The organism is Streptococcus ovuberis (assembly GCF_012396585.1).
In the GTDB taxonomy this organism is placed as follows: Bacteria; Bacillota; Bacilli; order Lactobacillales; family Streptococcaceae; genus Streptococcus; species Streptococcus ovuberis.
In genome coordinates, this window is sequence record NZ_JAAXPR010000005.1 from 127,064 (window position 1) to 144,946 (window position 17,883).

A 17,883-nucleotide genomic window follows, 5' to 3' on the forward strand; every position below is an offset into this window, starting at 1 on the left:
GTTTTCCTATGTCATGGTTTATAATTATCATAATCCCAAAACAACTGGAAAGCCATCCATTACAATTCGACTTGGAATGACTTTAAGGGCCTTATCAAGGACGCATTGCATGGCGAAGCAGGCCCTCGTATCTACGCAAATGGAAAATCGATGTCGAACCCGTTTTTGGCCGATTGAAGAGTTCTTTTGGCGTACGCAGGGTTCACGTTCGACGTCACCAAGCGGTTCAGACAGAGATTGCCTTCCTTTTCATGAGCATGAATCGCACAAAATTGGCTAAGAATTTGGCTGCTAAAAATCAAAAACCACACTATGATTCTTACTTCTTGATTGTTTTCAAGACAGAAATCACAGTGTGGTTCTATTTTGAAGCTAGTTTTTGCCCAGCCTCTTTCTTGACAATACGTTATTCCCCTTAAACGCATCGGCGCTATTTCGACGTTCTCATAGTATAGTTTTAAAGACGGGTATAAACTGCATGCGTTCTTTATAGGTGAAAGCGATTAAAAAAGACATTAAAAATCCTTGCAAACTCAGTAAAATTAGGGTACTGTAGTATAAAAGATAGGTCTTAAATGGAGGCACTTGTGCATGATAAAGAGATCACTAAAAAGAGGATTACGGTTAGATTGGGAAAAAGATTACTTGCTTTTGTTGGCGATTGCGACCTTTGTTTTTGCGCTTTTTACGCCTGCTAAGACAACTTGGTGGAAAGATTATTGGCATTTGCTTACCCACCAAACATATCTGATTCATGATTTTTTTGAAGTAGCTGGTCCTTCGGCCACTTTTGTCAATCTAGCACTGCATTTTGGGGTTGCTTATTACTTGAATGTCAGGAATAACTTGACCCATTTGACGGGTTTTCAACTAGCAGCAATCGGTATTTTTGCGGGTCATTCACTTTTTGGGACGCATCTGTTAAATATCCTTCCCATTATTCTTGGGGTTATCCTTTATGCCAGAAAATCTGGTCAGTCGTTTAAGCTGTATACCTCGGTCAGTTTATTTGCAACGTGTACAGCACCAACGGTCTCCTACCTGATGTTTGCCAGTGGTGGTCTACTCTCTGTGTTAACTGGATTTATTTTTGGCATCGGGCTAGGGTTTATCACGCCACCTCTGGCAGAAGATTTTTTGAAATTTCACCAAGGGTATACCCTTTACAATATAGGGTTTACAGGAGGTGTGATCGGTCTCTTTAGCTATGCTTGCCTGCGTTATTTTGGCTTGGAAATTCCTAGCGCACAATTGGTGAGTACGACTGCTCACAACTATATCTTAGTTTATTTAATCTCTATCTGTTTGCTCATGCTAATCTTGGCAACTGTTGGTTTAGATGATCAGGATTTTAAGACCAAGTTTATCAAGCTTAATCGTCGTGTAGGACGTTTGCCAGACGACTTTGTAATCAAATACGGACGCAGGACGACCTTCTTTAACATGGGGCTCCTTGGGATGGTGTACTTGAGTCTTTTGCTAGTGTTGGGGATCCGTTTGAATGGTCCAACTGCAGGCGGGCTCTTGTCGGTCATTGGTTTTGCAGGATTTGGGAAACATTTACGGAATACGCTTCCGATTGCAGCAGGGATTATTTTAGCAGCATATTTTTCCGACAAGTCTTTTGCCAGTATAGGTTTTGCCTTATCCTTGTTATTTGGCACATCTTTAGCCCCTATCGCAGGATATTATGGTATACTAGTGGGGATGATTGCTGGGTTTTTACAATTCAATGTGGCCCAGAGTGTCATCGATCTTCATTTAGGATTGAGCCTTTATAACAATGGCTTTTCCAGCGGATTTGTTGCAGCATTTATGATTCCCGTATTGGAGAATTTTAATTGGCGTAAGGCATCTTCGATAGAATAACAGAAGAACCAAGTGAGGGGTTAGTCATGATTAATGAAAAAAGCAAGGCGACTCGGATAATGAAGGAGTTGATCGGCTATTTTTTGGAACATAAATATTATCAGTTTGATGTCTCTTTCAATCTGGATAGAGAGAAATTCGAACTATCTATTCGTACGCCTTCTGAGGATGTTCCCAGTCATTTTGAACATTTGCTTAGAGATTTGAGCATAGACCGTGAAGTAGAGATTGATGAGTACTACAATGCGCTTCTTGGCGGTCATGGCACAGATCACGATTACACGCTTCTTGGTAAGGCGGTTGATGAGGCTTGTATTGAGCATGAAGAGGGGCTTTTAACGCTCAAAGTGAGACGTAAGATTGGTTAGAAACGAAAAGTTGGCTGTTTAGGCTAGCTTTTTTGTGCTATTTAGCCCATCAAGTAGAGGTGATATTGCTACTGGTCAGGGTTAGAGCATGAAGACTTTAGAACTAGGAAACGATAAGCATTCAGAGCTCTCTGGTCTATATCGTGATTTTCCTAGGTCTGGGTAGGAAAATCTGTTTGATTTTGATACAATAGTAGGACTACGAGCAGAAAAGAGATTAGAATGATTTCATCAAAGTATGAGTGGATTATCAAGGATCAGCAGCCGGACCAGGCTTTTTTGAAATTAGCCAAAAAGGAGGGGTTAGACAGCTTAACCGCTCAGTTACTCTATACTAGGGGCGTGACGGATGAGGCTGCTTTAGCAGCATTTTTAAATCCTGCTTTGGAAGACTTGCACGATCCTTATTTGTTGCATGATATGGAAAAGGCTGTGGCCCGTATTCGAACAGCGATTGAGACTGCAGAGCCTATCTTGATTTATGGTGATTACGATGCCGATGGCATGACTAGTGCCTCCATTCTTAAGGAAACCCTGGAGGAGCTTGGAGCTGAGTGCGAGGTCTATCTCCCCAACCGTTTTACAGATGGGTATGGACCTAATCAGAGTGTCTACAAGTATTTTATTGATCAACAGGGAGTTAGCCTGATTGTAACGGTGGATAATGGCGTAGCTGGGCATGAAGCGATTGCCTATGCACAGGCGCAAGGGGTTGATGTCATTGTGACCGATCACCATAGCTTACCAGCAGAGCTACCAGAAGCTTTTGCTATTGTCCATCCAGAACACCCTGAGACCGACTATCCTTTCAAGCATTTAGCAGGCTGCGGGGTGGCTTTTAAATTGGCCTGTGCCCTTTTAGAAGAGATCAATGTAGACCTTCTGGATTTGGTGGCAATCGGGACAATCGCAGACATGGTTCCTTTGACGGGTGAGAACCGCGCGATGGTCAAATTTGGTTTGGAAGTCCTCAAACGTACTCAAAGAATGGGCTTGCAAGAATTGTTCCAGTTAGCAGGTATTGATCCTACTAGCCTGACAGAAGAGACCGTCGGTTTTCAGTTAGCGCCTCGTCTCAATGCGCTTGGACGCTTAGACGACCCCAATCCAGCGATTGACCTCCTGACTGGCTTTGACGATGATTTAGCTAGCCAGATTGCGCAGCTCATTGAGGAAAAAAATACGGAGCGCAAGACAATTGTCCAATCCATCTACGAAGAAGCCAAGGCTATGGTGGATATGAAGCGCCCTGCTCAAGTTTTGGCTAAGGAAGGCTGGAATCCAGGCGTTCTAGGTATCGTTGCCGGCCGGCTCTTAGAGGAGTTGCATCAGCCGATTATTGTGCTAAGCATCCAGAATGGATCTGCCAAGGGGTCGGCGCGTTCAACAGAAGCGGTTAACCTCTTTGAAGCCCTGTCCCCTCATCAGTCGATTTTTACCGCCTTTGGCGGTCATAGCGGAGCGGCTGGCATGACTCTACCTGTAGAGCAGTTAGACGCTCTAGCAGACCTTCTTGCGACCTACATCCGTGAACAAGAGATAGATCTATCTCAGAAATCCCAGTTGCTCCTTGACGAAGAGTTAGTTCTGGACCAGCTAAGCCTTGATACGATTAAGTCCCTTGACAAATTAGCTCCCTTTGGCATGGAGCATAAGCAGCCGGTCTTTTACCTGCGTCAGGCCAAAGTGGTCAATGCCAGAGCCATGGGGCAAGACAATGCCCACCTAAAACTTCGTCTGCAACAAGGCCAGACGGAGATGGATTTAGTAGCCTTTGGCTATGGTGCTTATGTGCGAGAGCTGAGTCAACTTAAGGATTTAGAGTTTGCAGTGACCCTGTCGGTCAATCAGTGGAACGGGAACACCAGTCTGCAATTGATGATGGTCGATGTCCGAGTGAATGGCGTTCAACTCTATGATCTCAGGTCTAAAAATCTTGCTCTGCCAGCAGGTGTACCAATCTTGACAGCGGACACCATCAATTCCGTTGTTGCTATTGACCAGTTGCCTGATCAGTTGGCGGATTTACAGTCCCTCTTTGCTGGCAAAACCTTTGAGGCCATCTATTTCAAGAATACCATTAAAACTCCTTATTACCTGTCTGGCTATGGGACACGTGACCAATATGCCAAGCTCTACAAGACTATCTACCAGTTTCCAGAGTTTGACGTTCGTTACAAGCTGAAGGCGCTCAGCCATTTTCTCAAAATCGATCAGATTCTTTTGGTCAAGATGATTCAAATCTTCGAAGAATTAGGCTTTGTGACGATCACAGATGGGGTTATGACGGTTAATAAAGCAGCTGAGAAAAGGCCCATTACCGACAGCAAGATCTATCAAGACTTGGTCGAAACGGTCAAGTTTCAGGAGTTGATGGCATTGGGGACGCCAGAGGAGATGTATGCGGTGTTGAAGGAGAAAGAGGATGATTCTGACGAAAAGTGAGCTGATTCAAGGTGCAGTAGACTTGTTAGCAACTGCCAACACGAGACAGAGCCTAAATGTGCTGTAAAGGCGGCGCTTGAAGCAGGACAGTTGGATCATGCTTTGTTTGACCGCTATCGCTATCAACTCGGCAAGATGGATCTGTTCTCCAAAAGACGAAATAGTTGGCAGTTGTAGTCCCTCGTTAACAAGAAAAATGATTGAAGGAATGAGAAGGAACCAGAATGGACAGGACCCAAAAAGAGACCATCCAAGTTACAGAAAACCATGTCCGTCAACTGTGTCAAAAGGACAGTAGCGGTCATGACTGGTGGCACATTGAGCGTGTCAGAAGGACGGCCTTGACAATTGCTGGGGAAGAAGGTGCCAATCACTTTATTTGTGAAATGGCTGCGCTGCTCCACGATGTGGCGGACAGGAAATTCAATGATAGTTTAATAGCTGGACTTGAAAAGGTAGAAGCCTGGCTAAACAATCAGCCTCTGGCCAAAGAGGACAAGGACCACATTTTAGAGATTATTGAAACGATGTCCTTCACTAGTCAGAAAGAAGGTAAAGCGGTCCCTAGTCTTGAGGGGCAAGTCGTCCAAGATGCGGATCGTCTAGATGCCTTGGGTGCTATCGGTATCGCAAGAACCATGGCCTATTCGGGACATACAGGCCGCTTGATTTACCACCCTGATAGCGATGAGGAGACAGCTGTTCAGCATTTTTATGATAAATTGCTAACGCTAAAAGGCTTAATGAATACCAACTATGGTAAAAGATTAGCGGAGCAAAGGCACCATTTTATGGAAAGCTATCTTGAGCAGTTTTATGCCGAGTGGTCAGGCCAGCGTTAATAAGAGGAGAACACCCATGCGCCTTTGGCACCAAGATTTGATTACAAAATTGCCTCGCCAGCAGTTGTTGGGGCAACACCGCGAATGTGCTGCCCTACGTGGGAGAGGCTGGGGCAAACCCCATGCCACGGTTAACTATGTCTTTGAACATTCGCCCTATAAGCTCTACCAATATCATGTCCTCATCATGGAGGAAATGGTTAAGCGGGGTTACCAACCTGCTCAGTCCTGGTTTAACCCAAGCTACCGAGGGAAGACAGCACCCCCCTATCAAGAGATCAATCCAGTCCCGCTCACCAGTCCTATTTACCCCGAACATGGGGAGTCTTATTTCAAAGAATGCTTGGATAATTTACAGAATAAGGGAATTTTATTAGAAGGGTTAAGATAAGCAAGGCTCACTAAACAGGTACTTTTATCAGAGATTGGAATCGAAAAGATTAACCGCTTTACTTGTCTAGTCTATCAGTTAGACCAAGTCTCTTAGTTTCATATATCCCTTGTGATGAGAGGAATTTATTTCCCCTAACGGATGAGAATATGCTATAATAGACTGTAAAAACTATTTTTAAAGAGAGAACTTAAATGAACTTAAAAGATTATATTGCTCGCATTGATGATTACCCTCAAGAAGGGATTGTTTTCCGTGATATTAGCCCTTTGATGGCTGATGGGAATGCATACAGCTATGCGGTGCGTGAGATTGTGCAATATGCAACAGATAAGAAGATTGACATGATTGTGGGACCTGAAGCGCGCGGCTTTATCGTGGGTTGTCCGGTAGCTTTTGAGTTAGGTGTCGGATTTGCACCTGTTCGTAAGCCAGGAAAATTGCCGCGAGAAGTGATTTCAGCAGACTATGAAAAAGAGTACGGTGTGGATACTTTGACCATGCATGCAGATGCTATCCAGCCTGGTCAACGCGTCTTGATTGTTGATGACCTCTTGGCAACTGGTGGGACGGTTAAGGCAACGATTGAAATGATTGAGCGATTAGGCGGTATCGTAGCCGGTTGTGCCTTCCTCATCGAGTTGGATGACCTGAAGGGTCGTGAAGCGATCGGTGATTATGATTACAAGGTTTTGATGCATTATTAAAAACCTGAAAGAGGACGAATATGGAAGAAGGACAAGTGCAAAAAGCGCCTAAAGTAATGTCTGATTTGCGCCAGGACATTGTCAAAATGCCTAAAGCGATTTGGGAGTGTTCAGGGATTAAAATTTATGGGCGTCTTATTCGTGCCGTGATTTTTACAACAGATGTGGCCATCATCGCCAATACCAATGCGGATGCTGTCTTGGCGGTTTATCCCTTCACCCCTAGTCCAGCGATTGCAAAGAGCATCATGTCGGTAGCGACCATTCCGGTTTTGGCAGGGGTTGGTGGTGGTTTGACGACAGGGACACGCTCTGCCAATATGAGCCTCTTTTCAGAGTCTGAAGGAGCGCTAGCAGTGGTGACGAATGGCCCGACCAATGTCGAAACCATCACTAAGATGAACGAGATGATTGACATTCCGATTATTTACACAGTCGTTTCAGAGCATTCAGATATTAAGTCACGCTTGGAAGCTGGTGTTGATATTCTCAATGTTTCGGGTGGGAGTCGAACTGTTGAAATTGTGCAAAAAGTTCGCCAGCGATTTCCAGACGTTCCGATTATGGCAACAGGTGGTCCAAATGAGGAAACCATCAGAGCCGTCATCGCTGCTGGTGCCAATGCGGTCACCTATACTCCACCAAGCAATGGAGAGCTTTTCAAGGCCAAGATGGAAAAATACCGCAAACAAGAAAAAGAAAATTTAAAAGAAGTATAGTTAAAATCTATAACAACTTCTAAAAAATAGGTGTTTGCAAATCAGGTTGCTCTGCCGTATAATGAAAGAAAAATGAGTCGAAGGAGCGTTTTATGCCGATTAAGATCCATCAAGATTTACCAGCTGTTGATGTTTTAAAATCCGAGAATATTTTTGTGATGGACGATAAGCGGGCAAACCACCAAGATATTCGACCTTTGGATGTTTTGATTGTTAATCTGATGCCAACTAAGATCGTGACAGAGACCCAGCTCCTTCGTCTCTTGGCTAATACTCCTTTGCAGCTTAATGTGGAATTTTTACAAATGGTGTCGCACACGTCTAAAAATACTGGTGCGGATCACTTGGCTACCTTCTATAAGAGCTTTGAGCAAATCAAGCATCGCTATTACGATGGTCTGATCATCACAGGTGCTCCGGTTGAAAATCTGCCGTTTGAGGCGGTTAATTACTGGGAGGAGTTGAATCAGGTGATAGCTTGGTCCAAGAGTCATGTCCATTCGACTCTTCACATTTGTTGGGGAGCGCAGGCAGGTCTTTACTCACGTTATGGGGTAGATAAGACCCGTCTGGAGCAAAAACTATCAGGGATTTTCAGACAAGAGACCCTCACCCCCAACAATCCTCTCATGCGTGGATTTGATGATGTTTTCTTGGCGCCACATTCTCGTCATACCACCATTTTGCCAGAAGCCATCGCTGATTTGGATAATTTAGAGGTTTTGGCCGCTGGTGAGGAGGTAGGGCTATCGATTTTAGCCAGTAAGGATCTTCGGGAAGTGTATAGTTTTGGCCATTTGGAATATGATCGGGACACTTTAGCTAAGGAATATAGCCGTGATCTCGAGGCTGGACTTAATCCTCGGCTTCCACATAATTACTTTGATGATAATGATCCGACGACCCAACCTCGCCTGCGTTGGAATCTGGCTGCGGCTCTCTTTTTTAGCAATTGGATCAACTACGCTGTCTATCAGGAAACCCCATATGATTGGCAACTGATCCAATCGGACCCTCTCCTATCAGCAAGCTTGTAAGGAATGATAATGAGTTATTCAAAACATTTTAAGTCTGGCAATGTGGTTTTACCTGCTGCCTTACTTTTCCATTTTAAGGACCTTTTTTCCTCAAGAGACGATTTTTTAGTCTGGCAATTTTTCTTTTACCAAAACACCTCACAGTTGGAGGAATTGGCTCCGAGTACTATTGCTCAGGCGACTGGACTGACTGTGGCAGAAGTGAATCAAGCTATTTCGGATTTGCAGTCAGCTGGATTGCTAGAATTCAAAACAATTGAGCTAGCTGGTGAAATTGAAATGATTTTTGATGCACTCCCGGCCCTGGATAAGCTGGATACTCTGTTAGCTGACGCTTCGGATTCAAGTGATACTGAGCCATCATTTTCAAATGCTGCAAAGGCATTAGTGGCTGACTTTGAGCGGGAGCTAGGACGCTTCTTAAGCCCATTTGAGATTGAAGACTTAGAAAAGAGTCTCCAAGAGAATGTGGCGCCTGAACTGATTAGAGAGGCTCTTAAAGAGGCAGTGTTCAATGGCAAGGCCAATTGGAAATACATTCAGGCGATTCTGAGAAACTGGAGACGAGAAGGCATTACGACCCTTGCTCAAGTTGAGGCTCGTCAGGCCGAGCGAGAGGTACAAATGCAGCCTCAGGGATTAGCTGACTTGGCGGACTATCAAGCAGCCTTGGGTCTTTTTAAGGATTAAGTATGGAAAAATTATCAAAACGTTTAAGACAAGTCGCAAGCTTTGTCCCGAAAGGGGCAAGGCTTTTAGATGTAGGCTCAGATCACGCTTATCTGCCTCTCTACTTACTGGAGCAAGGGACCATCCATTACGCCATTGCTGGCGAGGTCGTGGAAGGCCCCTATCGGTCTGCCCTCAGTAATGTTCAAAAGTCCTCTTTTGCTAGCCAAATAGAAGTTCGTCTGGCTGACGGGCTGGCAGCTTTTGAAGCGATAGATGCTATTGATACTATCACTATCTGTGGTATGGGGGGCCGTTTGATTGCCTCAATTTTGGACAAGGGTGGAAAGAAGTTAGCCAAGGTGAATCGTCTAGTGCTCCAGCCCAATAACCGTGAGGACGAGCTCCGCGGCTGGCTGAGTCAATCTGGTTATGCTATTTTGGCTGAGGAGATTTTGGAGGAGCAGGGCAAGATTTATGAAATCATAGTGGCAGAAAAAGGACAACAAGCCTTGTCTGACTTAGATTTGCGCTTTGGTCCCTTCCTGCGTCAAGCAAAATCGCCAGTCTTTTTGAATAAATGGGAGAACGAACTCAAACAATTGGAGCAGGCTTTAGCTGGTATCCCTGATCGCCACGCGGAAACCCGCTCTGCCATTGCCCAAAACATTCATGCTATTAAGGAGATATTACATGAAAGCTAGCCAGTTAATTGAGCGTTATGAGGCCTTTTGCCCACAGGATTTATCCTTAGAGGGGGACGTTGTCGGACTGCAAATCGGTACGTTGGACAAGGACATTACTAAGGTCTTAGTAGCTTTGGATTTGAGGGAGCAGACAGTCTGCGAGGCTGTTGAGCAGGGGGCAGAGCTAATCATTGTCAAGCACGCGCCAATCTTTCGTCCGCTAAAACATCTTATGGCTACTCCGCAAAACCAGATGGTGCTTGATTTAGTTAAACACGATATCGCTGTCTATGTTAGTCACACTAACATCGATGTGGTTGAAGGGGGATTAAACGATTGGTTCTGTGACTTGCTAGGTTTGTCCGATGTGGACGTTCTATCGGAAACGGCGGATGGTCAGGGGATCGGTCGTGTGGGGAATATCGCAACGACCAGCTTTGAAGACTTGGCGAGGAAGGTTAAAGAGACCTTCCAGTTAGACAGCGTCCGTCTGGTCAGCTATAATCGTGCCAATCCGCCCATTTCCCGCGTTGCTATCTGCGGTGGTTCTGGTCAGTCCTTCTACAAGGATGCTCTGAAGAAGGGAGCTGATGTTTACATCACAGGCGACATCTACTACCATACTGCCCAGGAGATGCTGACAGATGGCCTTTTAGCTATTGATCCTGGGCATCACATCGAAATTCTCTTTGTCAGTAAAATCGCAGAGCTTCTCAATCAGTGGATAACTGAAAATAACTGGGAACTGAAAGTGGTGGAGGCGCAAGAATCAACTAATCCGTTTTGGCATTTGTAGCAACATGGACTTGACTTGGGAGAGCAGGTATGGGATTTTTGGCCAAATGATTTGGTGTAAAAAAGAAGAATAATCCAGCAAACGAATCGACGGTCATCAAAGAGGAGCCTAATCAATCCTCGGTACTTGAAGACGTCAGAGCAGGTTTTTCTGACAAGGTGAAGCAGTATCTAGCAACCTTCTCTTCGGATGATACGCCAGGTTGGGGAGCGATTGATGTGGAGTTGAGGAAGTACTATGCTAAAGGCAGTGAGCGTCACTATGGCACACTGATTAAATACATGATGGGAGGCAAAGACCCCATAGATGGTTTTAGCGTTTATGACAATGCAGAACAGGAATTTCATCGCCATATCATCAGTTATGAGATGAGTGAACTCTATTTTGAACCCAAAGCTGCAGACAGTGAATTTAGCAAGTGGGGGAGTTGGCGATGAGAATTCTGCCTTATAAGGAGGATGGCCAAGCGGAGCGGCAAGATGGTACAAGAGTAGAGCATGCCCCTTATTGGGCCATGAACTTGATGCAAAATCTGGCACGTTATGTTTTTGAATCTGGCAAGTGGTTCGAACCTTATCATTTTTTCCCAGCCAATTCCCCTATTCGTATGGAAACAGATATAAAACTCGTTGGGCTTGCCTTTGTTCCGGATGTCCGATTGGAGACAATTGACAGCCCTCACGGGAGTGTACAATGTTTACAAATGGTGGGGGTGACCCGGAAGGAATTGGACTGGTTATGGGAAAATCCAAAAACATACCGCGTTAAAGAATTGGTGGACAAGATGAGGGAAGCCAATTCCATGTTGCTCCTTGATTTGAAACGTGAAAAAGACTATGTGGACTAGGTGGATACGACAGTAACTCTTTGGAGATATAAGACTTGTGCAAGATGCGTTAACCCTCCTATGGCTTTTAGCCATAGGAGGGTTATTGCTATAATGGTCTATTGAATTCTAAGTGAGGACTCAGCTAGAAAAGAAGGTTAGATATCTCCTGAGAAGGTGTCGCCATGTGCTAGGTCACCGTATTGATAACCGCGGTGGAACCATTTTTGGCGTTGGGCGGAAGTGCCGTGGGTAAAGCTATCTGGTACAACTCTTCCATAGGCCTCCTTCTGGAGGGTGTCATCTCCGACAGCATGGGCAGCGGTCATCGCTTCGTCAATGTCTCCAACCTCTAGAAGGCCTTGGCCATCGACATATTTTGACCAGGCACCAGCATAGTAATCTGCTTGGAGCTCCAAGCGGACTGTTAAGGCATTGGCTTCTTTTTCGGAGAGTTTTTGACGAGCCTTATTGAAGTCAGACATGATGCCGAGCTCGGTTTGAACGTGGTGACCCACTTCATGAGCGATGACATAGGCCATGGCAAAGTCACCAGACGCCTTGTATTTGGTCGTTAATTCGCGGTAAAAGGAGAGGTCAATGTAAACCTTGCGATCGCCAGGGCAATAGAAAGGACCAGAGCCTGCCGATCCGAGTCCGCATGCGGTACTTGTCTGACCTTCATAGATAACTAAGACAGGTGGGTTATATTTCAACCCTTCTTTTGAAAATTCTTTTGTCCAGAAATCTTCAGTACTTTGGAAGACCTTGCTAAGAAAGACTCCTTCTTTATCGGTCATAGTAGATGTAGTACTTTCAGTTTGGTTTTGGTAAGATTGAGAGTAGCCACCGTTGGTGTCAAAACCGAGAAAATCTCCAAAACCTGATCCGCCCCCCATCAAGCCAAATAAGAGCAAAAGGAGGATAAGCCACTTGCCTTTGCCTGATGAAAAAAGGAGTTGAAGAAGCAGGTTTCCTCCTAGCCCAGAGCCAGTTAGGCCACCTCCTTGTCTTCTGGAAGAATAACCGCTGCCACGACGGTCCTCTACACGTTGACTTTCTTTTAAGTCATCAATTTTCATAAATCACCTATTTTTTATTAATCTTTTCATCTATTATACTCTAAAAAGGTCAAATATGAAAGCTTTGTCTCCTTATTCTTGAAGAATATGTGAAGAAGCACCGCGCTCTGCTTCGACAATTTGAGAGGTTTCCTTTCTTAGATTTAGGTGAGTATCGTAATCCAGTGAAAAAAGGCAGGCGTAGAGAATATCCAGAAGAAAGAGAATCGATTCATCTGTAGCGAAGGTACTGATTTTTGAATAGAGCTTCTCACGAGTGGATAAACGAAGGATAACGTCGGCATATCTGGTTGTCTGATTATCACCGAGGCTGGTTAAGAGGAGAAGAGGGATCTGACGTGATGAGAGAATTTCGGCGGTTTGAAGCATTATCTTGGATTCTCCAGAATAGCTGATCATCAGTGCGCAACTCTTTGGATGAGCTAGGTAAGCCCCAAAATTAACCTCTCCATGTAAATCATGGATTCGGACATCTTTTTGAATGCGAGACATCTGGAGGGCAAATTCTCGGGATAAGAGCAGATTGTTGCTAGCAGCAAAGATGTGGATGGTCTGGGCTTGAGCTAAGAGCTGAACAGCTTGATCAAGAGAACTAGGCTCTAGCAGATCCAAGGTTTCTGTGATGACTTCTTGCTTTAGTTTGGCTAATTTGTTGGCGATGCGTGGAAAACTATCGTGCTTGGTAAAAGGATAGTTAGCATCTGTATAGGTCAAGGTTTTATCCAAGTAATTGAGTTCGGCTAAATAGGCTTTTTTAAACTCTTTCCAGCCTGAAAAATGCAGTTTTTGGGCAACGCGGACTAAAGTGGATTTAGACGAGAAGGTCTTCTCTGCGATTTGTGTGGTTGTGAGGTATTGTAGTTGGTGACCGGCTTTGAGTATAAAATCAACGATTACTTGCTCGCTAGGGGAAAAGTGGCAGGTCTCTAATTTCTCTGTGATCAGCATAAAGCTCCTTTCTATCCTCTCTCATCCCATCGTTCAAAGTATCACGCTCATTTTTGAGAACCTTGTTCCCAAATCATCAATTAGGATAGGCATTTATCACTAATCATGGTATCATAACGAAGGAATAAATGCAAAGAGATGGTGATATATGAAAACTTTTAAGGGTAGCTACCTAGCATATCTGATGATGTACCTCTTTTACTACTTGGCCTGGGCTTTGTTTTCTGCTTTGATTTCAGTCTATCTTTTGGATTTAGGCTATAAAGCGAGTCAGGTTTCCTTAGTAGTGTCGTTTTCCTTTGTTGCTTCAATGGTTAGCCAGCCCTTGATCGGTTGGCTCAATGATCGTTTTGGTGCGAAAAAGATAACCGGTTTTTTGCTTTTAACTAGTTTACCAGGAGGACTTGTCCTTTTGACCAATCAAAATCTAGTGGCCATTGCTCTAGCTTACAGTTGGATTCTGCTTTTAGTTAATGGGAGTGTTCCTGTTATGGAAAAAATGGCAACCACTGGTCCTTATGGTTATGGGAAAATCCGAATTTGGGGCACCTTTGGTTTTGCTTTAGGGAATCAGGTAGCTGGTCTAATTTATGATTATATTGCGCCACAGGCGATTTTTGCAGCCTTTATGGCCAGTATGCTCCTAGCTCTCGTTGGCATTTGGGGAACAGAGGGGACCCAAGATGATCGTCTGACTCAAACGGCTGAGATCAAGCCACTTGAGCCAGTTCGACTAGCGCTTTTCCAGAATAAGACGTATCTCTTTTACCTGGTTTTAGCCATGATTGTCTCAGGAGTCATGATGGCTGGCCATACCTATACTCCAGCTATGCTGGAAGATTCTGGGCTATCGGTCAATTTGGCAACAACAGTTGTGGCTATCTCTGTTCTCTGTGAATCTCCCTTGACTCTTTTTTCTTACAAATTTATGGATCAGATGACCAGCCGTCAGTTGTTTACCGTCGTCCTGGTTCTAGTTATCGTGCAATTTACGGTTTATGGGTTGAATTTTGGTCTGACTGCCAAGATAGGAATGACTTTGCTAGCCAAACATACAAGCGGTATGCTCTTTATTATGACTAATATGAAGATAGTGGCTTCTCTCGTTGATCAGCGCTTTCTGATTACAGCTCTTTCCTTTGTCCAAGTGGCTAGAAGTCTAGGATCCATTCTTACCCAGTATTTAGTTGGTCAATTGCTGGATCATGGTTCCTACAGTCTTATGTGTCTTGCTTTGGCTGGTCTAGGCCTCTTAGTTTTAACTCTTCTACCATTTTTGCAGCTTCCTAGTGGTCAGGAAAAGCGCCTGTTTAGCTAACAGATGGATAGCACTCTATCAAAGATTGTTTCTACATCAGTCTCCCCCCCATTATTTATATAAAATGGAAACTGCATTAGCTCTAATATCTCATTGTCCCTTTGGGGGATACAGGGTGATTTGCTACTAAGTGGCCTTTAAAAGGGTTAGAACAGCGTTTCAATAAATAGCCTCTACGGATCCAAATGAGTGAAACCTTTGTCCAAACTAGGGCGAGGGTGTTTCTTTTGACTTGGAGTATGGTATAGTTAAGAGGTCAAGTCTATTATAAAGGAGTTTTTATTATGTCGTTTCCAAAAAATTTCCTCTGGGGCGGTGCCCTAGCTGCCCACCAATTTGAAGGTGGTGTGCTTGAAACCTCTAAAGGTCTCAGCGTGGCGGATGTGATGACCGCTGGTGCTCATGGTGTGCCTCGGGTGATTACAGACGGTGTAGTAGAGGGTAATTATTATCCAAACCATGTGGGGATTGATTTTTACCATCGCTACAAGGAAGATATTGCTATGTTTGCGGATTTAGGTTTTAAGTGTTTCCGGACTTCGATTGCCTGGTCACGGATTTTCCCGACAGGCTTTGAAACAGAGCCAAACGAAGAGGGGCTTCAATTCTACGATGATGTCTTTGATGAACTCTTGAAATACGGTATTGAGCCTGTTATCACTCTTTCTCACTTTGAGATGCCGTACGAATTAGCCAAGAAAAATGGTGGATTCATGAGTCGTGATACGGTGGACCAATTTGTCAAGTTTGCGGAAGTTGTCTTCAAGCGCTACAAGGATAAGGTCAAGTATTGGATGACCTTCAATGAAATTAACAACCAGATGAACTACCACAATGACATCTTTGGTTGGACAAACTCTGGTGCTCATTTTGGAGACTATGATAATCCTGAAGAAGCGATGTATATCTGTGGCCACCACACTTTGGTAGCATCTGCTCGTGCGGTTAAGATTGGTAAGGCGATTAACCCTGACTTTAAGATTGGAAACATGATTGCCATGGTGCCTATCTACCCTTATTCTTGCCGTCCAGAGGATATCCTTTTAGCCAATCAAGCCATGCACGATCGCTGGTTCTTCTGTGATGTTCAGGTCCGTGGCCACTACCCAGCTTATAGCCTCAAAATGTTTGAACGCAAGGGCTTCAAGATTCCAATCACTGAGGAGGATAAGGTGGTTTTGGCAGAAGGCACTGTCGACTATATTGGCTTTAGCTACTATATGAGTAATGTCGTTGATTCGCAAAAAGAACAGAGCGATGTATCAGATGCTATTGAAGCCTCTAATCCATACAGTGTCGTCAACCCCTTCATCAAGGCTTCGGACTGGGGCTGGGCGATTGATCCTGTGGGACTTCGCTATTCCCTTAACGCCTTTTATGAGCGCTATGAAAAGCCACTCTTTATCGTAGAAAACGGCTTTGGGGCTATCGATGTCAAAGAAGCAGATGGCTCTGTCCATGACCAGTACCGCATCGACTACCTGCGCAGCCATATTCAGGAAATGGAAAAAGCCATCAATGAAGATGGCGTAGAGCTGTGGGGCTACACGCCTTGGGGCTGTATCGACTGTGTGTCCTTTACGACTGGCGAGATGAAAAAGCGCTACGGCTTCATCTATGTTGATCGTGACAATGAAGGCAATGGCACACTTGAGCGCTCTAAGAAAGATTCTTATGACTGGTACAAGCAAGTCACAGCCAGCAATGGCGCTAATTTAGGCTAATGCCAACGCGTAAGGAGTAGTGACTATCCTGACGATTAGATCTTTTGTGTCATCTAATGTTGGCTATAGCCTTCACGGCTAAGGCTATAACACACTAATTGGATACCCCCTTTTTCCAGAAAAAATCCCCTTTAGGGTGATGGAGATTTTCGAAAAAGGTGTGTGATGTTTAGAACAGCCGATCATGTATTGGCTACTTGTTTAAACGCCAAATCTGAGCACAATGCTCTTGTCGATGACTTTTGGGTTGGCCGATTACTTAAAAAGAGTTGTCCAATGATCACCCATTAACTCAAATGTTGATTGTCGTTTCGGCATGAGCAGGAAGCAGGAGTGGCGATAAAACGATGTGTGGATCTTGCCTTTGATAAGGAGAGAAAATTTTAGTTTGCAAGGGCCTATATTTAGTGTATAATCTAGGAAAGCAGATTTAATCCTTGAGGTGGAGCCTCTTTTGAGACAGTCAGATCAGGATTCGTAATAGCACTTAAGAGATGAGACAGGGAGGCACTGGATGAACAAGCACTACTTTTACCTGGACATGGAAACCCACTTTCTAGATGTTCCCTATCTGGGAGAAAAGCGCCGTATTCGTGTGCTTTTGCCTAAGGATTACCATGCGGACACTGAGCGCCGATACCCTGTGGTTTACATGCATGACGGTCAAAATGTTTTTTACAGTAAGGAAGCTTTTACGGGCTATTCTTGGAAGGTCATTCCGACTCTCAAGCGCAATCCAGATATTCCACGGATGATTGTTGTCGGCATTGATAATCATATCTCTCGTTTGAACGAATATGCCCCTTGGCGCTTTTCCAATGTGATTTCACCAGAGGACCAGGATATGGGGGGGAAGGGACTTGAATATGCAGAATTTGTCATGGAAGTAGTCAAGCCCTTTATCGATAAGCAGTATCGGACCAAGGCAGACCGGAAACACACTGCCATGGTAGGGTCTTCCCTTGGAGGCAATATTACCCAGTTCATGGGGGTTGTTTACCAGGAGCAAATCGGTAGCCTGGGTGTCTTTTCATCAGCTAATTGGCTTAATCGAGCGGAGTTTGACCGATTTATTAAGCGTCATCGTCTGGCTCCTGATCAGAGGGTTTACATTCAAGTTGGGACCGATGAGGGCGATGATACGGATGCGACCTTGACTCAGGGCAATATCAAGCAACTCTATATTGATGAATCCCTGCTATACTACCGTCAGCTCCTAGAGGCAGGCTTGCCCCTAGAGCATATCAAACTGAATGTCGTTGTCGGTGCTATCCACCATGAGCATGTCTGGGCCAGTTATCTGCCAGAGTGCCTGCGCTTCTTAAGCGAGGAATGGGAATAAAACAAGTGTGATACCTCTTGGGGAAAACCAGACGTATCACGCTTTTTTTACAAGATTCTCTCCAGCAACCTATCAATGTAGAAGCTACTGAAGTACTAGAAAAACGGCCAAAGT

General features: G+C 44.6%; 18 protein-coding genes and 1 pseudogene. 17 read left to right on the plus strand and 2 right to left on the minus strand.

From position 1 onward, the window contains the following. Positions 1-42 precede the first annotated feature (42 nt). From HF992_RS04495 to HF992_RS11805, 14 genes and pseudogenes are all read left to right on the plus strand, one after another. A pseudogene (locus HF992_RS04495) lies at positions 43-419 on the plus strand (transposase); the annotation flags it as partial. A gap of 172 nt (positions 420-591) precedes the next feature. Beyond that, positions 592-1,869: a DUF1576 domain-containing protein gene (locus HF992_RS04500; RefSeq protein WP_246201231.1), complete on the plus strand. Its 1,278-nt coding sequence runs from the start codon at positions 592-594 to the stop codon at positions 1,867-1,869. Between the two features lie 26 nt (positions 1,870-1,895). Then, a complete protein-coding gene (locus tag HF992_RS04505) occupies positions 1,896-2,237 on the plus strand; it encodes a hypothetical protein (RefSeq protein WP_168548866.1) in 342 nt (113 codons plus the stop codon). Between the two features lie 222 nt (positions 2,238-2,459). Continuing rightward, entirely contained in the window at positions 2,460-4,682 is a 2,223-nt protein-coding gene (recJ, locus tag HF992_RS04510) for a single-stranded-DNA-specific exonuclease RecJ (RefSeq protein ID WP_168548867.1), read from the plus strand. A 224-nt stretch (positions 4,683-4,906) separates the two neighbouring features. Continuing rightward, a complete protein-coding gene (locus HF992_RS04515; protein WP_168548868.1) occupies positions 4,907-5,524 on the plus strand; it encodes an HD domain-containing protein in 618 nt (205 codons plus the stop codon). Between the two features lie 16 nt (positions 5,525-5,540). Next, positions 5,541-5,915, plus strand: a complete 375-nt coding sequence (locus HF992_RS04520; RefSeq protein WP_168548869.1) for a TIGR02328 family protein — start codon at positions 5,541-5,543, stop codon at positions 5,913-5,915. A 194-nt stretch (positions 5,916-6,109) separates the two neighbouring features. Then, entirely contained in the window at positions 6,110-6,622 is a 513-nt protein-coding gene (locus HF992_RS04525) for an adenine phosphoribosyltransferase (RefSeq protein ID WP_168548870.1), read from the plus strand. Between the two features lie 20 nt (positions 6,623-6,642). After that, positions 6,643-7,341 (plus strand): beta/alpha barrel domain-containing protein, encoded by a 699-nt coding sequence (locus HF992_RS04530; RefSeq protein ID WP_168548871.1) that lies wholly within the window; start codon positions 6,643-6,645, stop codon positions 7,339-7,341. A 92-nt stretch (positions 7,342-7,433) separates the two neighbouring features. Continuing rightward, positions 7,434-8,378, plus strand: coding sequence for a homoserine O-acetyltransferase MetA (gene metA, locus HF992_RS04535; RefSeq protein ID WP_168548872.1), 945 nt, complete (start codon positions 7,434-7,436; stop codon positions 8,376-8,378). A 9-nt stretch (positions 8,379-8,387) separates the two neighbouring features. Beyond that, positions 8,388-9,068, plus strand: a complete 681-nt coding sequence (locus HF992_RS04540; protein WP_168548873.1) for a DnaD domain-containing protein — start codon at positions 8,388-8,390, stop codon at positions 9,066-9,068. A 2-nt stretch (positions 9,069-9,070) separates the two neighbouring features. Further along, a complete protein-coding gene (locus tag HF992_RS04545; RefSeq protein WP_168548874.1) occupies positions 9,071-9,751 on the plus strand; it encodes a tRNA (adenine(22)-N(1))-methyltransferase in 681 nt (226 codons plus the stop codon). Further along, a complete protein-coding gene (locus HF992_RS04550) occupies positions 9,741-10,529 on the plus strand; it encodes a Nif3-like dinuclear metal center hexameric protein (protein WP_168548875.1) in 789 nt (262 codons plus the stop codon). The genes HF992_RS04545 and HF992_RS04550 overlap by 11 nt, the downstream gene beginning before the upstream one ends. A gap of 158 nt (positions 10,530-10,687) precedes the next feature. After that, on the plus strand, positions 10,688-10,966 hold the full coding sequence (locus HF992_RS11800; RefSeq protein ID WP_210729401.1) for a suppressor of fused domain protein: 279 nt from the start codon (positions 10,688-10,690) through the stop codon (positions 10,964-10,966). Then, positions 10,963-11,376 carry a suppressor of fused domain protein gene (locus HF992_RS11805; RefSeq protein ID WP_210729402.1) on the plus strand — a complete coding sequence of 138 codons (414 nt, stop codon included), beginning with the start codon at positions 10,963-10,965 and terminating at the stop codon, positions 11,374-11,376. The genes HF992_RS11800 and HF992_RS11805 overlap by 4 nt, the downstream gene beginning before the upstream one ends. Before the next feature lie 137 nt (positions 11,377-11,513). Here HF992_RS11805 and ypfJ read toward each other — a convergent pair whose 3' ends face one another. Together ypfJ and HF992_RS04565 are read right to left on the minus strand one after the other, a co-directional pair. Next, positions 11,514-12,437 carry a KPN_02809 family neutral zinc metallopeptidase gene (gene ypfJ / locus HF992_RS04560; RefSeq protein WP_168548876.1) on the minus strand — a complete coding sequence of 308 codons (924 nt, stop codon included), beginning with the start codon at positions 12,435-12,437 and terminating at the stop codon, positions 11,514-11,516. Between the two features lie 72 nt (positions 12,438-12,509). Then, positions 12,510-13,385 carry a MurR/RpiR family transcriptional regulator gene (locus tag HF992_RS04565; protein WP_168548877.1) on the minus strand — a complete coding sequence of 292 codons (876 nt, stop codon included), beginning with the start codon at positions 13,383-13,385 and terminating at the stop codon, positions 12,510-12,512. A 148-nt stretch (positions 13,386-13,533) separates the two neighbouring features. On the opposite strand from HF992_RS04565, the gene HF992_RS04570 reads away from it, so the two are divergent. The 3 genes from HF992_RS04570 (at position 13,534) to HF992_RS04580 (ending at position 17,769) form a co-directional block, all read left to right on the plus strand. Beyond that, positions 13,534-14,703 (plus strand): MFS transporter, encoded by a 1,170-nt coding sequence (locus tag HF992_RS04570; protein WP_168548878.1) that lies wholly within the window; start codon positions 13,534-13,536, stop codon positions 14,701-14,703. Positions 14,704-14,987: 284 nt separating this feature from the next. Further along, positions 14,988-16,427 carry a 6-phospho-beta-glucosidase gene (locus HF992_RS04575; protein ID WP_168548879.1) on the plus strand — a complete coding sequence of 480 codons (1,440 nt, stop codon included), beginning with the start codon at positions 14,988-14,990 and terminating at the stop codon, positions 16,425-16,427. A gap of 514 nt (positions 16,428-16,941) precedes the next feature. Then, the gene (locus HF992_RS04580; protein WP_168548880.1) at positions 16,942-17,769 is read left to right on the plus strand and encodes an alpha/beta hydrolase; all 828 of its coding nucleotides are present in this window, start codon (positions 16,942-16,944) and stop codon (positions 17,767-17,769) included. Positions 17,770-17,883 lie beyond the last annotated feature (114 nt).